Source organism: Rickettsiales bacterium (assembly GCA_035765535.1).
Lineage (GTDB): Bacteria > Pseudomonadota > Alphaproteobacteria > Rickettsiales > JABCZZ01 > JABCZZ01.
Genome location: DASTXE010000001.1, coordinates 373,011 through 387,530, shown reverse-complemented (window position 1 = coordinate 387,530; position 14,520 = coordinate 373,011). Strand labels below are relative to the sequence as shown.

14 protein-coding genes are annotated in these 14,520 nt (G+C 52.5%); 6 read left to right on the top strand and 8 right to left on the bottom strand.

Going from position 1 to position 14,520, the window contains the following annotated elements:
- Positions 1 to 9 precede the first annotated feature (9 nt).
- Genes VFT64_01895 through VFT64_01875 form a run of 5 tightly spaced genes read left to right on the top strand, consistent with a single transcriptional unit; the run spans position 10 to position 2,385 of the window.
- Positions 10 to 315 carry an EscU/YscU/HrcU family type III secretion system export apparatus switch protein gene (locus tag VFT64_01895; GenBank protein HEU5046575.1) on the top strand — a complete coding sequence of 102 codons (306 nt, stop codon included), beginning with the start codon at positions 10 to 12 and terminating at the stop codon, positions 313 to 315.
- Positions 312 to 671: a hypothetical protein gene (locus VFT64_01890; GenBank protein HEU5046574.1), complete on the top strand. Its 360-nt coding sequence runs from the start codon at positions 312 to 314 to the stop codon at positions 669 to 671. The genes VFT64_01895 and VFT64_01890 overlap by 4 nt, the downstream gene beginning before the upstream one ends.
- Positions 655 to 942 (top strand): flagellar biosynthetic protein FliO, encoded by a 288-nt coding sequence (locus VFT64_01885; GenBank protein ID HEU5046573.1) that lies wholly within the window; start codon positions 655 to 657, stop codon positions 940 to 942. Before VFT64_01890 ends, VFT64_01885 begins: the two co-directional genes overlap by 17 nt.
- Entirely contained in the window at positions 939 to 1,727 is a 789-nt protein-coding gene (gene fliP, locus VFT64_01880) for a flagellar type III secretion system pore protein FliP (protein ID HEU5046572.1), read from the top strand. Before VFT64_01885 ends, fliP begins: the two co-directional genes overlap by 4 nt.
- A gap of 37 nt (positions 1,728 to 1,764) precedes the next feature.
- Positions 1,765 to 2,385, top strand: coding sequence for a phosphatase PAP2 family protein (locus VFT64_01875; protein HEU5046571.1), 621 nt, complete (start codon positions 1,765 to 1,767; stop codon positions 2,383 to 2,385).
- A gap of 4 nt (positions 2,386 to 2,389) precedes the next feature.
- On the opposite strand, the gene VFT64_01870 is transcribed toward VFT64_01875, so the two are convergent.
- The 4 genes from VFT64_01870 to VFT64_01855 form a co-directional block, all read right to left on the bottom strand.
- Positions 2,390 to 3,298, bottom strand: a complete 909-nt coding sequence (locus VFT64_01870) for an ion channel (protein ID HEU5046570.1) — start codon at positions 3,296 to 3,298, stop codon at positions 2,390 to 2,392.
- Positions 3,295 to 4,314, bottom strand: coding sequence for a tRNA (adenosine(37)-N6)-threonylcarbamoyltransferase complex transferase subunit TsaD (gene tsaD / locus VFT64_01865; GenBank protein HEU5046569.1), 1,020 nt, complete (start codon positions 4,312 to 4,314; stop codon positions 3,295 to 3,297). Before tsaD ends, VFT64_01870 begins: the two co-directional genes overlap by 4 nt.
- Position 4,315: 1 nt before the next feature.
- Positions 4,316 to 6,265, bottom strand: coding sequence for a 1-deoxy-D-xylulose-5-phosphate synthase (dxs, locus tag VFT64_01860; GenBank protein ID HEU5046568.1), 1,950 nt, complete (start codon positions 6,263 to 6,265; stop codon positions 4,316 to 4,318).
- Between the two features lie 75 nt (positions 6,266 to 6,340).
- Entirely contained in the window at positions 6,341 to 7,786 is a 1,446-nt protein-coding gene (locus VFT64_01855) for an NADP-dependent isocitrate dehydrogenase (GenBank protein HEU5046567.1), read from the bottom strand.
- Between the two features lie 183 nt (positions 7,787 to 7,969).
- On the opposite strand from VFT64_01855, the gene VFT64_01850 reads away from it, so the two are divergent.
- Positions 7,970 to 8,377 carry a hypothetical protein gene (locus VFT64_01850; GenBank protein HEU5046566.1) on the top strand — a complete coding sequence of 136 codons (408 nt, stop codon included), beginning with the start codon at positions 7,970 to 7,972 and terminating at the stop codon, positions 8,375 to 8,377.
- 2 nt (positions 8,378 to 8,379) lie between these two features.
- Here VFT64_01850 and VFT64_01845 read toward each other — a convergent pair whose 3' ends face one another.
- The 4 genes from VFT64_01845 to VFT64_01830 form a co-directional block, all read right to left on the bottom strand.
- Positions 8,380 to 8,958 (bottom strand): COQ9 family protein, encoded by a 579-nt coding sequence (locus tag VFT64_01845; GenBank protein HEU5046565.1) that lies wholly within the window; start codon positions 8,956 to 8,958, stop codon positions 8,380 to 8,382.
- A 12-nt stretch (positions 8,959 to 8,970) separates the two neighbouring features.
- A complete protein-coding gene (locus VFT64_01840) occupies positions 8,971 to 10,188 on the bottom strand; it encodes a PAS domain-containing sensor histidine kinase (GenBank protein HEU5046564.1) in 1,218 nt (405 codons plus the stop codon).
- Between the two features lie 176 nt (positions 10,189 to 10,364).
- Positions 10,365 to 12,371, bottom strand: a complete 2,007-nt coding sequence (locus VFT64_01835; protein HEU5046563.1) for a type IV secretion system protein — start codon at positions 12,369 to 12,371, stop codon at positions 10,365 to 10,367.
- A gap of 17 nt (positions 12,372 to 12,388) precedes the next feature.
- Positions 12,389 to 14,488 (bottom strand): type IV secretion system protein, encoded by a 2,100-nt coding sequence (locus VFT64_01830; GenBank protein ID HEU5046562.1) that lies wholly within the window; start codon positions 14,486 to 14,488, stop codon positions 12,389 to 12,391.
- Between the last annotated feature and the right edge of the window lie 32 nt (positions 14,489 to 14,520).

Below are 14,520 nucleotides of genomic sequence, written 5' to 3'. Positions count from 1 at the left end.
GGATCAATCATGGCGGATGAAACAGACAAAAAAGAAAAAAAGCCGGTTGCAGTCGCCCTAAAATACGAGCCTGAAAAAGAGCATGCTCCGAGGGTAGCCGCGAAAGGACAGGGGTTAATCGCCGAGCAGATTATCAAGATCGCACAGGAGCATGGCATTACCATCCATGAAGATGCTGGGCTGGTAGAAATACTTTCCAAGCTTGATCTCGATACGATTATTCCGATTGAAGCCTATGCCGCCGTGGCTGAAATCCTGAACTATGTCTACCGCAGCAACGCCAAAGCGAAAAACATTAAAAAGGCAGCGAAATGAGCGTAGAATATCTCCCCCCTGAAACCCTAAAAAAAGCCACGTTCGATCTGGTCGCCGAATGCAGGGAGAATCTGCGTAAGGGCAATGTGGACCTTTCCGGCGTGGAAAACAGCGTGCGTGCTTATTGCCAATCTATCGCCGCGCTGCCGATGGAAGAAGGGCTGCAGCACCGGGAAGACCTGAACGCCCTGATGGAACAGGTAACGCTGCTGGGTGAAGAACTGGTTGCCGCACGCGATTCCGTGCAGACGGAACTGGGCAGAATGGAGCGCATACGCAAAGCTAACGTCGCCTACCAGACTTCCGACGGCATTACGCCAAAGAAAATCATACCGCAGGATGACGATGGAGAGTGATGCTTTCACCTATCTGCGGGCCATACTGGCGCTTGCCTTCGTGGCGGGACTGATCTTCCTGCTGGCTGCGCTCCTGCGAAAAACCGGATTGGATAAAAGACTGACCGGCAATAATGCTCAGGATAAAAGACTCTCCGTAAGCGAAACACTTTATCTGGACCCCAAACGCAGGCTTGTGCTGGTTAAATGCGGCGAACAGGAGCATCTGCTGCTGCTCGGTGCATCGGGTGACTTGCTGATCGAATCGCATGCGCAAAAGGAACCTGCATGACACGACAACATAAAAAGAATCTGCTGAGCTGGGGCATGGTGTTTACGGGCTTGTTCGCGCTTGTCCTGTTCATGCTGCCGGTGGATGCAATGGCACAGAAACTGACGCTTGATCTGGGCAATAATGCGGGTGCGATCGGCGATGGCGACAGTTCCGTCACCTCGCGCCTGATCGAACTCGTGGTGTTGATGACGATCATTCCGCTTGCGCCCTCCATCATCATGATGGTGACGTCGTTCACGCGTATTATCATCGTGCTTTCCCTGCTGCGCACTGCACTTGGCCTTCAGCAGACGCCGCCGAACCAGGTGCTTATCAGCCTTGCGCTGTTCCTCACGTTTTTCATTATGTCTCCGGTTTTACAAAAGGCATATACGGATGGTATCGAACCGCTGGTAAACGGCCAGATTTCCGAAAGAGACGCTATTGAAAAGACCAGTGCGCCGTTTCATGATTTCATGATGCGCAATGTGCGCGAAAAGGATCTGCGTCTGTTTATCGATATGTCCCCGGGCATTAAAATCGCTACACCGGCTGACACGCCTTACCGCATCCTGATTCCGGCCTTCATGATCGGGGAACTTAAGCGTGCGTTCGAGATCGGCTTCCTTGTCTATCTGCCGTTTCTGATTATCGACATGCTGGTCGCCTCAACCCTGATGGCCATGGGCATGATGATGCTTCCGCCCGTGCTGATTTCTCTGCCCTTCAAGCTGATTTTCTTTGTGATTGTCGACGGTTGGTACAGCCTCAGCGGCAGCCTTGTGCGAAGCTTCGGGATGTAGTATCAGCGTTTCTCCTTAACTCTCTTGCAAGGTTACTATGCTTCCTTCGATTCTTTATGCTCCCGACAGCCTGAACGTCCAGATTTTTCATGCTATCAATAACATCCAGAATGCAGGTTTCCAGAGCGCCATGCAGGCGCTTTCGGCACTTGGAAATTATAAGCTTTTTCCGCTTTATCTGTTGTTGATTGTTGGCTGGCTGGCCTTGCGCGCTAAGAATGTGAGGGCGCTGCAGGGAGCGGAAGCTTATACGGTGTATATCAAACAGGCAAGGCACCTGGTTATTTCGCTGGTGCTGTGCTATGTGGTTTATCTTGTTTGGGTAACAGGGCTGAAACACTTGCTTTCCCTGCCCCGACCATTCGCATACCTGCCGGAAGGCACGGTCTTTATCAAAGACAGCATTCGCCAGAAAGAAGAGCCCTTCGTGAGTTTTCCCAGCGGTCACTCCGGCTTTGCCATGCTGATGCTGGTAGTATTCTGGTCGAGGCTGAATGGCTTTAGCAAGATTGCGGGAATCGCCCTTGTGCTCGGAATTGCTGTTTCACGTATTGCGCTCGGTGTTCATTTCCCGTCCGACGTTACGGGCACCCTGATTCTCTCCTTTATCGTGACCTTGCTGGTACTGCGCCTCTACAGGAAATATCGCCCAGAGTAGCGGTTTATACCGGAATGGTCTGATGGAATAGCGCGTAGTTAATCTCTACGCCGCCATTATCCAGAAGCCGTAAGATATCTACGAATCTTTCGTTGCATTTTATTTCATCGCACACGTAAGAATAGCGTGCGTGCACAGTTTGGGAAAGCGTCTCATCCAGCCCGCCGATGGAGACGATAATTTCCACCTCTTCATCTTCCAGTTTCTGGGATGTGATGTTATGGAGCGGACTGTTTTCGTCAATCGGGTGCATCAGCGTCCAGGTTAATTGCAGAATAGGAATCATGGTGCGCGTCAGCTTCAGATCGTAAAAACGGCGCATCATCTGGCCTTCCTGCGAGGTCTCCGTGCGCAGCATCGTCATGCGGGCATTGGCATCCACAATCCGATTACCGCGCTGGTTTGCAAGGCGCAGCATCAAATGCGGCACACCGTTATAGGGCGCGATGACAGCGACGTTACTGAATAGGAGGCGCGCTGTGGGGCGCGAAAATTTTGTAAATAACAAGCCCGTGACGATGGCAATGAAGCAGAAGCCGAAAAACGCCTCTACCGTGACCAGCGTATTGGCCATGATTCCCACAGGCGACATCTTCCCGTAACCGATTGTGGCGAGCGTCTGCACACTGAAAAAGAATGCATCGGCAAACGAGCCGGGCTTCGCGTTTTCAATCCCATTGCCGATGGATAGGTAGAAGAACGTAAAGGCCAGGTTTACAGAGAGATATATAAGGACAATGATGATGGCGAGCGTCGCCCAGGAGACATCCAGCAGCCGCGCATACATATCGCTGAACCAGTCATGCCGCTTGCCGATGGCAATAGCGCGGAGGCGCTCTTTTCTGTTGCGGCTGACAAGCCTTCTACGCCGGTTATTGCCATTCCCATTAGGCAATGTTTCATGTTTTTTCATTGCAGCTCCGTCAATGGCCAGCGTGCGCGCGGCTCTGTTTCCAGCGAATCCATCTGCCCGAGCTTCAGCCGCTCGATTCCGGCCCATGCTATCATGGCGGCATTGTCCGTGCAAAGTTTCAATGGCGGTGCAGTCAAAGTGAAGCCATGCTTCGCGGCTATGGATTCAAGCACATCACGCAAATAGCGATTGGCGGCAACGCCCCCCGCCACGACGAGTGTCCGGGCCGCAAATTGCGCTGCAAAAGAGACAAACGCATTGCGCATGCGATCTTTCAGCACTTCGCCTGCGCTATATTGAAAGGACGCGCAGATATCGGCAATGTCCTGCCCGGTGAGCGTTCCCAGTTCCTGGATGGCCAGCCTGACTGCCGTCTTCAGACCGGAGAATGAAAAGTCGCAACCTTCGCGTCCTTTTAGCGGTAGCGGAAAGCTGAAACGCTTTGGGTTGCCAGATTTCGCCCGTTCTTCCACCTGAGGTCCGCCGGGATAGCCGAGCCCTAAGAGCTTTGCCACTTTGTCGAACGCTTCGCCCAGCGCATCATCCAGCGTGCCGCCGAGTTTCTCATATTGCCCTACTCCTTTGACCACCAGCACCTGACAATGCCCGCCGGAAACCAGCAGCAGAAGGTAAGGAAATTCCACAGCATCGGTCAGCCTCGCCGTCAGCGCATGGCCTTCCAGGTGATTGACGGCTATAAACGGCTTATTCAACGCAGATGCAAATGCTTTTCCGGCCATTGTACCGACAATGACACCGCCGATCAGGCCGGGCCCGGTGGTTGCAGCAATGGCATCCACATCCGCAAAGCTGCAACCGGCTTCTGCGAATGCCTGCTGCACTACTTTATCGATATGCGTGATATGGGAGCGCGCGGCGATTTCCGGCACTACGCCGCCGTAAGGAGCATGATCGGTTGTCTGCGAGAGGATGACGCTGGATAAAATGCGGCGATCTTCCGTTACAAGCGCGGCGGCCGTTTCGTCGCAGCTTGACTCTATGCCCAGCACGATCATATCAGGAGATCAGTCTTGCCTTCGTGGAAGGCTGCAGTATTTCCTGCACCGTGCGGACAATGCCGCCAGCATTGAGCCCTGCTTCCTCATATTGCTGCTGCGGAATACCCTGCTCGATGAACATATCCGGCAGATACAGCGCGCGTATGCGGCAATTTTCCAGCAACCCCATCCCGGAAGCGAATTCCAGCACATGGGCACCGAAACCACCGGAGTTGCCTTCTTCCACCGTCACGAGCAGGCTGTGTGAAGTCATCAACTGTGTTACCAGTTCCGTATCCAGCGGTTTGGCAAAGCGTGCATCCGCCACCGTGACAGAGATACCCTGCTTTTCCAGCTCGTCTGCTGCTTTCATGCATTCCTGAAGGCGCGTTCCGAGTGAGAGCAACGCCACTTCCCTTCCTTTGCGCAATACCCTGCCCTTGCCGATTTCCAGTATTTCCGGCTCTTTCGGCAAGGCTACTCCCGTGCCGTTTCCACGCGGATAACGCACAGCGCTGGGTTTATCATCAATTGTGGCAGCCGTTGCCACCATATGTGTCAGTTCAGCTTCATCCGCAGGGGCCATGACCACGAAATTAGGCAGCATGGTCAGGTAGGCGATGTCGAATGTTCCGGCATGAGTTGCGCCATCCGCACCGACAAGCCCTGCGCGGTCGATTGCGAAGCGTACTGGCAGACTTTGCACCGCTACGTCATGCACAACCTGGTCGAATGCGCGCTGCAAAAAGGTGGAATAGATCGTGGCAAAAGGCTTATAGCCTTCCGCAGCCAGCCCGGCAGCAAAGGTTACCGCATGCTGTTCAGCGATACCTACGTCGAACATGCGGTCCGGGAATGACTTTTCAAACAGATCCAGCCCTGTGCCGGAAGGCATGGCGGCGGTAATGGCGACGACTTTAGCGTCTTTCTTCGCCTGATCGATCAGCGCGTGAGCGAATACTTCCGTATAGGACGGGGCCGAAGCTGTCGCTTTCTTCTGCTCGCCCGTGGCCACATCGAACTTACTGACGCCATGGTATTTATCGTCGGATTCTTCCGCAGGGCCATATCCATAGCCTTTGTGCGTTACAACATGAAGCAGTACGGGGCCGCTGTCTTTTTCCGCCTTTATGTTTCTCAAAACCGGTAGCAACTGCTCCAGATTATGGCCGTCCACAGGTCCTACGTAATAAAACCCGAGTTCCTCAAACAATGTTCCACCGGTTGCCATACCACGCATGTATTTTTCTGCGTTCTTTGCCGCACGCATCAGCGGCGCGGGAAACTTTCCAGCGACGTTTTTGGCGATATGGCGGAAACTGCGATAAGGATGAGAAGAAATAATACGTGAAAGATAGGCGCTCATCGCTCCGACCGGCGGCGCAATGGACATATCATTGTCATTCAGGATAACGATAAGGCGCTTGCCCAGGCTTCCGGCATTGTTCAGCGCTTCGAACGCCATGCCTGCGCTCATGGCTCCGTCGCCAATCACGGCGATCACTTCATTGTGCTTGCCAGAGAAGTCACGCGCGGCAGCCATGCCGAGCGCAGCGGAAATGGAGGTCGAGCTATGACCCGCTCCAAATGCATCATAAGGGCTTTCATCACGTTTGCAGAATCCGGAAAGTCCGCCAGGCTGGCGTAGCGTACGGATGCGATCACGGCGGCCGGTCAGGATCTTATGCGGATAGGTCTGATGACCTACGTCCCAGATAAGGCGATCTTCCGGTGTATTAAACGTATGGTGCAGGGCAATCGTCAACTCTACTACACCGAGTCCAGCCCCTAAATGCCCCCCTGTGACGGAAACGGCTTCTATCGTTTCCGCACGCACTTCGTCGGCCAGCTGCTTAAGCTGTTCCAGGGAAAAGTTCCTGATGTCGGCGGGGTCCTTCACCTTATCCAAAAGCGGGGTATTAATAAGCTGCTCCTTTTTATTTTGAGGGATTGTAGCTATTTGCGGCACAAACACAAGCCGTATCGCTACATTCCCCACCTTTCAAGATGCGGTTTCTGCCCTTTTTCTATATATTTAGGGGAATTATTCGCCCTGTCCCAGCGTATAGCCGAGCCAAGCGCCATATTCATAAAGATTCTCAATCTTGAGGAATTCTATGTCGCTTGCGGCGATTTTGGCGAGTAATGCAGCCACATCCTTATGCTGCAGCATCTCACCGGTTTTCTTGAAGCGACAGTTGAACTGATCCGTCAGGTTCATGCCCGGGACGTAATCCGGCCATACTTTTAAACCTTTGTTTGCGATATTATGCAGATCGAGGCCCGAGCCTGCTGCCAGTTCTTTCAGCTTCTTAGCCGCAATATCTATGTCGCCGGTCCAGTGGATAAAGACATCCACCCCGGTCAGCGTACGTTTTTCCTCAGCACTCAGCAGCTTTTCCTGATGAGCTGGCTGCGTTTTTGACGGCGCATGGAATTTTGCCGCCTTAAGCGCCCGGGGAGATTCTCCCAGATGCGAGATCACGGCCTGGGCGAATTCACGCGTACCGACCTTGCGCTTGCTGGTGGGATTGAAAATATCCGCTGTGTGAATACCGGATTCGATTGTTACAGCCCAGGCATTATGCACCAGCGAAGCCACTTCCGGCTGGCCTATATGCACGAGCATCATAATGGCGGCATTGAGCAGCCCGGAAGGGTTTGCAATATCCTTGCCTGCGATATCCGGTGCAGAACCATGGATCGCCTCAAACATGGCGAAGCTATTGCCCACGTTCGACGAGCCCGCAAGCCCCACCGAACCGGAGACATCTGCCGCCACGTCTGAAATAATGTCGCCGTAGAGATTTTCCGTTACGATTACATCAAAGCGTTCCGGCGCGCTTGCGATGCGTGCCGTGCCGATGTCGATGATGTAATGTTCCTTCTCGATCTGCGGATATTCCTCGCCTACCATGTTAAATATCTTGTGGAACATGCCGTCGGCAATCTTCATGATATTGTCCTTGGACATGCAGGTCACTTTTTTGCGACCGTTCTGCACGGCATATTCGAACGCATAACGGATGATGCGCTCGCTGCCTGAACGGGTGATCAGCTTCACCGAATGCACGGCATCATGCGTGAGCTGATATTCCATGCCTGCGTAAAGATCTTCTTCGTTCTCACGCACGATAACCAGATCCATCTTCGGATGATTGGTTTTAACGAATGGATGATAACAGACACAGGGGCGAACGTTGGCATACAGGCCCAGCGTTTTTCGCATCGTTACGTTCAGGCTTTTATAGCCGCCGCCCTGCGGGGTCGTGATCGGCGCTTTGAGCAATATGTTGGTGCGGCGGAGGCTTTCCCAGGCGCTTGCCGGAATTCCGCTTGTGTTGCCGGTTTTATATTGTTTTTCTCCGACCTCAATTGTTTCCACCGCGAGATTGGCTTTTGCCTCATTCAAGATGCTGAGCGTAGCTTCCATAATTTCCGGCCCGATTCCGTCGCCATATGCTACTGTGACCGGTTTTGCCTCTGCCATTGTCATACCCTTAAATAGTGTTACGGTCTAATGATTAAGACGTTTTGCGAGCCAAATGTCAATATAAGTTAGTGACATGCGCGCATAAGCCTATTGTCACAAAAACTTCACAATCATGACGTGGTGCGTAAACCGCCGAATTGCTATAGTATGCGAGATATACCTTTTCAGAATTGTGTTATCATGCCTGACACATCGCGGCCTAATGATATTAACTTCAGGGATAAGATCAAACCGGCCAGCAGCCTTGCCACCGGCACAACAAAACTCGTCTCCGGCATCGCTTTTGCAGGCGGCGCCTGCAGTGTTGCCGCAGGACTTACGTTTCTTATCCGGGGACAGCGCAGCCAGGTTGAAATTTTTAAAATCATCGGAACCGTTTCCGGAGCCAGCCTCATGGCTTCCGGCGCTATTTCCACACTGCTCGGAATGGCGGGATGGAAAACCGCAACAGCCGCAAAGAATGCTCGTGATTTTGTCAATAGCGCCGAAGCAGCACAGGATTTTATGCCACCTTCCCGCGCTGAAAATCTTTCACAGCTGCATACACAAGTGCAAGAAAAAGCCGCCGTGGCTACCCAGCAGCGATAAAATTATGCACGCTTGAATTTGTTTGTGAAACGTCCGAAAGCCGCTACATCATTCAAGCGCCTCTTCAGAAACTGCACCGTTTCCTCATGCTGTTCCGAATCGTCATTCAGCCAGAATAATACGGTGCTCGAATAGACTGCAGAAAGCGTCATGCGCTTGGTGTAAAAGTTGAAATCCGTGGACTTATCACCTGCCAGCCGCCAGATCAGGTCTACCACATCATATAAACCTTTACAGGCCGCCATGCTGTTCCACGGCAACGCGTTAAAGCTCACCGTCCTGCGTATAACCTCGCGCATGGACTGCCATTTCTCGAGCCTTGCCAGTATGATTTTCTCAATGCGATCCGGCACGCGGAGTGTTTCCAGCTTTTCATGCTGCATGGCCTGTGCAAGCTCATCATTCTGCGTTTCCAGGAGGAAGGTGACGCAGTCCCTGACACCCGCAGGGAAAAGCTTTTTCAATTCCTGCTCCGGCACGCCTGCCTGCCTGGCCGCTTCCGATAGCGTATATTCGGACCAGCCGTCAAACGGCACCAGTTTCAGAGCGTGCTTAAGGATAGCTTGTTTTTTGTCATCCATGGCAATCCTACCTTACGAAATGGCTGCCAGTTTTCTGCCTGAATGGGCCAGCGGCACTTGCCTTGTAATCCTGGCAGACGGCATAACGATTTTGATCACCGTGCCTTTATTCTGCACGCTTTCAATCTCAATTCTGCCCTGATGCAGCTTCACTATTTCTTTGGAAAGCGCCAGCCCAAGCCCCACGCAATCGCGGCTGCGCGCAAAGAAGCTGTTTTCCTGGCCGAATGCGGAGCGGATACGTTCCAAATGCTTCTTTTCGATGCCAGTGCCGCTATCTTCAATGACGATATTGACGCCACCATTCTTAAGTTTTTCGCAATAGACGTCCACCGTTCCGCCATTCTTATTGAACTTGATGGCATTGGAAATCAGGTTCATCATAACCTGCAATATCCGCACGCGGTCTACATTCGCAAATATCTGCTTATCGGGCAGGTTATCATGCAGCTCCACATGCGCCATGAAGGCTTTATGCGCGTAAAGTTCGATCGCATTACGGGTTATCTTAATCAGGTCGTGCTCGCCCTCATTGAGATTTATGTCGCCGGAATTAATGTTGGCGATCTCGATGAGATCATTCACCTTTGATAACAGGTTCTGCCCGCTGGACTGGATGTTGCTGATATAATCGTAATATTTCGGGTGGCCTACATCGCCGTATATGCCGCTTTCAATCATCTGAGCGAAACCGATGATAGCATTGAGGGGCGTGCGCAACTCATGATTCATGTTCGCGAGAAACTCCATCCGGGACTTATTGGCGATATCCACTTCCAACAGCGCCTTTTCCAGATTGTCCTGCGCATTGACCAGTTCATTCACGTTATGCAGAAGGCATTCGTAGCGATTTTCGCAGGTTTTCTCATCACGGTACATGCGCACGAGCTGCATTTCATACCAGCGCCATGCATTGTCCGCATCCATAATCCGCAAGCGCACCGGAGAATGTCTTATATCCTCCATGGCCAGATAATCGCACAGCAAAGAAAGATCCTGCTCGGCAATGCGCGCTCTTAATCCTTCACCCAAGCCTTCCGCTGATGAGAGTCCGGTAGTGGCAAGGATATTTTCTGACAGAAACAGGCAATTGCACTCTCGATCCAGAATGCAGAACACATCCCTGCTGTATGCTGAAAAAGCCGTGGCGGTTGCATGCGGCATGGCCTGCGCAGCCATACGATCACGGTAGCGGGAGCGCCGCTTTCCTGATGCACCCGTCTGATTCATGCTATTTACAAAATGTCCCCAGAAGATCCAAAACATAATCCCGGCCGGATGATTCCCATACGTAAATGTTTAAGAAAGTATAAACGGAAATCGTTCTCATTAATAATTTTTTAAGAGCGATAGGGATTATTCGCAAACAACTGTTGCTAAAATGCATCTTCCGCAATTATTTCCGTTTATTTTTTCCCGGGGATAATGATGCCACCACCGCCTGCACCGCCGCCCGCGCCGCCGCCATTTCCGTCTCCGCCACCTGAGGGCTTACCACCGGAACCTGGCAGAATTATGCCGCCGCCGCTAGGCGCACTTTGTGAGCCGGGGAGAATCAGGCCGCTGCCGCCTCCCTGTGGTTTTCCACCACCACCGCCACCGCTAAAGGGGGAACTTCCGCCGCCGCTACTACCACTACCGGATGTACCGCCGGAGCCTGGCGGCTTCAGAATTACCGCGCCCCTTTGTTGCGAAGCGCTGAGTTTTGGCTCCTGCTGAGTTGGCTTTTGCGCTGTCTGCTGCTGTGTGCCCTGAGACGGCGCGGTTCTCGAAGTCGTCTGCGGGGAATTGTTGCCTTTATCCTGCGATGAAGAATCAGCCGGTTTATCCCCGAGTAATACTGCCCCCCTGCCTTGCGATTGCGTCAGCCCGGTTGCTGCAATATCTTCTGCCGTAGCTTTTCTGGGCGCACCGCCACCGCCGCCACCTTCTCCGCCCTCATTGCCTTTTCCTTCGCCACCACTCTTGGGAACAGGTGCAATGCCTCTGCGCGATACTTCTTCATCGAAGCTTGCCGCCTTCGCTTTATGCCTTAAAGCACTGATGCCATCGGCAAGCAGGGCCTGCGGACTGCGTCCTTTAACGCCCGGAATATAGTTAGCAAACCACTTGCCCACCAGGTCGCCCCCAACCATGCCCGGGCCTTGGCTATCCGTGATCTTCTGCGACAATTGCTCAATAAATTTCGCCAGATTCTTACCCAAATGGGCAAGCAGGAGAAAATACAGCACATCCACAATATCCATCGGCGGATTTCCAATCCACCCCTTCAGGCCCGCCAGATTATTCTGTGCATTCACCGGTTGCCAGAATGGCACTTTGAAAAGCACCAGATCCAGGAACGGTATATAGCAGTAATCCGCCTTGAAAAGCATTGCGATCAGCGAATTGGTAAACAGCGTCGCATAAAATCCGAGAAATGCGAAAAGCAATACGGGCTGAAAGAAGAAACCCAGTACCGCGTTTACATAACCGACAACCAGGTTCTTGCTTCGGTCAAACAGGATGAAGGTCACGAAAATAGGTGCCAACCCGAAAAGGAATGCGAGCCCTACAATAGATCTGACATAGGTAACGATAGCGCCGATCAGCATCAGGATGAATTCGATAATACCCCAGAAGATGAGGAGTGCGATGATCCAGCCGAATGCGGGGCTGGTAAACAATATGGACACCAGTACCAGCAGGAAGCGCAGCGAGAATACCAGCGTCATGCTTCCCATGAGCATATTAAGGCTGATCGGATTAACGTAATCATTCGGATTACAGCCCGGCGGCAATGGAGCTGCGCCGCTGCAGACAGCCTGTATCCCCGCATTGCCACCCGATGCCGTAAATTGCGAGATCAGCTGGTTCATGCCCCCGATGAGCGGATTAGTCACGAAGGTAGAAAAGAATAGCCACCCGTTCGGGCTCATAATCGCCCATACGATGGCTATTTTCACCAGGCGTTTAAACACTTCCCCTGTGCTGTGATAGGCCAGGTTGAAGACGATCATGATGCCGTATATCGTCAGATACAGCAGCACCGCCGCGTTTACCGCTGTTGAATAATTAGGCTGGTTAATAATACCGTTAAAGAAGTTCTTGGCGATGTCGGTCATGATACCGTTCACATCGGCAAACACCCCGGCGATTATATCATAACCGGCACCACGGTTGGGGTTTGTGGCGGTATTTTGAACTCCCGGCTGCTGCAGAGGTACACAGCCCGGCTGGCCCGCACATTGCGCCACCTGCTTCAGGTTTGGCTCCAGTTCACTTACGCAGCGGGCGGCCTTGCATTGCGCAGCAGAGTAAAAACATTCGCACTGATTAGTGACTGTGCAGGCAGCATAAGCGTTTCCGCTGGAAAGGCACAAGAATACCATTCCGATGATCAGCGCAATATTGAATGTGAACCCTTTTTTCACGTATTATCCATTCTTACTTATTTACCGCCACCGGTTGGTTTGGGAGGAGTACCGCTACCGCCGGGCTTTGGTCCACCGCCACCACCTCCTCCGGTATTACCGCCTCCTGATTGCGCAGTATTCCTAGCTTTATCGATATTCTGCTGCTGTGCGTTTAAGTTACCTTGCTGTGCGTTCAGATTACTCTTCTGTGCAGCACTCAGATTGGGGTCGTTCTGAGCGTTGCTTACCGCATTCTGAGCATAATTAACTGCCGTTCCTGCCAGATCAAGCGCCATTGCATCGGAGAGACCGCTATTATTAAGCATGCCACCGCTGTTGATATGAATTCCTCCCGTCGTCACATGTTCTTTACCGCTTGCATCTATATATTTGACACCCGCACTGATATTCAGTGTTCCATGGCCACTCACCGTACCCGTCGGCGGCCTGCTGCCAACCGTCGTCCCCCCATTGGAAGCCGAGCCCGTATTTTGTCCGGTGCCTCCCTCTCCACCTTCACCAAGTATAACCGCTCCCCGTCCCTGTGAAGGAGATAGCCCCATGCGTGCGAGCTCTTCAGGTGTTGCTTTCCTGGCCCCTGCACCGGTCCCCGGTCCCGTTGTTGCGCTTGTGCCAGCACCGTATGTGCCTGTTCCACCAGCACCGCTTCCCTGACCGCTGCCACCGGCAAACGGCGTGTTACCACCACCGCCGCCACCCGCGCCCGTACCTGAACCTCCGTCCCCACCTCCGCCGCCACTTGGAGTGCCGCCGCCGACCGGCTTCCTGGCTGCAATGCCTGCCTGAATATTATGCTTTATACGGCCAACGCCCTCTCCTATCAGCTCAGTCGGACTGCGTCCTTTGACACCCGGGATATGGTTCTGCAGGAATTGCTGAACGGCACTTCCCCTGACAACGCCAGCACCGCCATAGCCTTGGGTGATATCGGACGTCATGCTTTCAATGAATTTCGCCAGATTCTTACCCATATGGGTCAACAACAGGAAATAGAATATGTTCATCACGGAAATAGTGGGATTGCCTATCCAGAAACCACCGCCGCAATGGGCAAGGCATTTGGTGCTATTGGGATCAATCTGAATGGGACGCCACCAGTCAATATCGATGAAACCTATGGAGAACCAGCGCAGCTTGCAATAATCGGAACTGAACAGGATATCCGCAAGCACGCTGGTCAGAACGCTCGCATAGAACCCGATAAAGCCAAACAGCAGGATAGGCTGTATGAAATATCCTCCTATGGTATTGGCGTATTGCATGAATATTTTCTTGCTGTGCTCAAACAATATGAAGGCAAAGAAAATAGGGGCGAGTGCAAACAGGAACGACAGCGCTACAATGGCTTTTACATAGGTTATGATCGCACCGATAATCATCAGCAGGAACTCGACGATACCCCATATGATCATGAGCGCGAAAAACCACCCGAATGCGCCGGTAAACATCATTGCGATGATGGCAATACAGAAACGCATGGAAAAGACCATGTTCATCGAGCCGACCAGCAGGTTGATACTGACGGGACTTAGCTCGCTGTTCGTGGTGAGATTCGGCGTGATGTTGCTGCCGCCTGCCTGAGAGAAAAGCGTGATAAGCTGGTTGATGATGGCGATGGCCGGATCGCCGATCCACTGGCTGAAGAATGTCCAACCGCCTGCGCCTACCATTCCCCATAATATGCCCAGTTTCATCAGGCGCATGGACACTTCATTAGGCCTGAACGGCGCAAGACCGTACATTATCATGGCACCGTACACCGCAATATATAATATGGCGACTGCGCTTACAGCGTGCTGGAAAGAGGGATTCTGAACAATCGTGGTATAAAACAGTTGCGACATGTTGCGCATGACCACATTCACCGCTTCAAACACACCGTTTACGATGTCATAGCCGTTGCCTTGCGTGATTGTGGCTGCCTTCACGCTTGCCGCCGTCAGCTTACCTTCAATATAGCTCATGCAACGGCAATCATTATTGGCGTTCTTCACATCGCCGTCATTGTCACATGCCAAAGCTCCGCCTGCCGTTATGAGAAAGCCGGTAAGCAGCACCATTATGAGCACGAGCGGGAATGCCAGCTTTGCAGCCTGCCTTCCTAACCTCTCCATTATTTCCCTGCCCATATTCATTTTGTATCGTC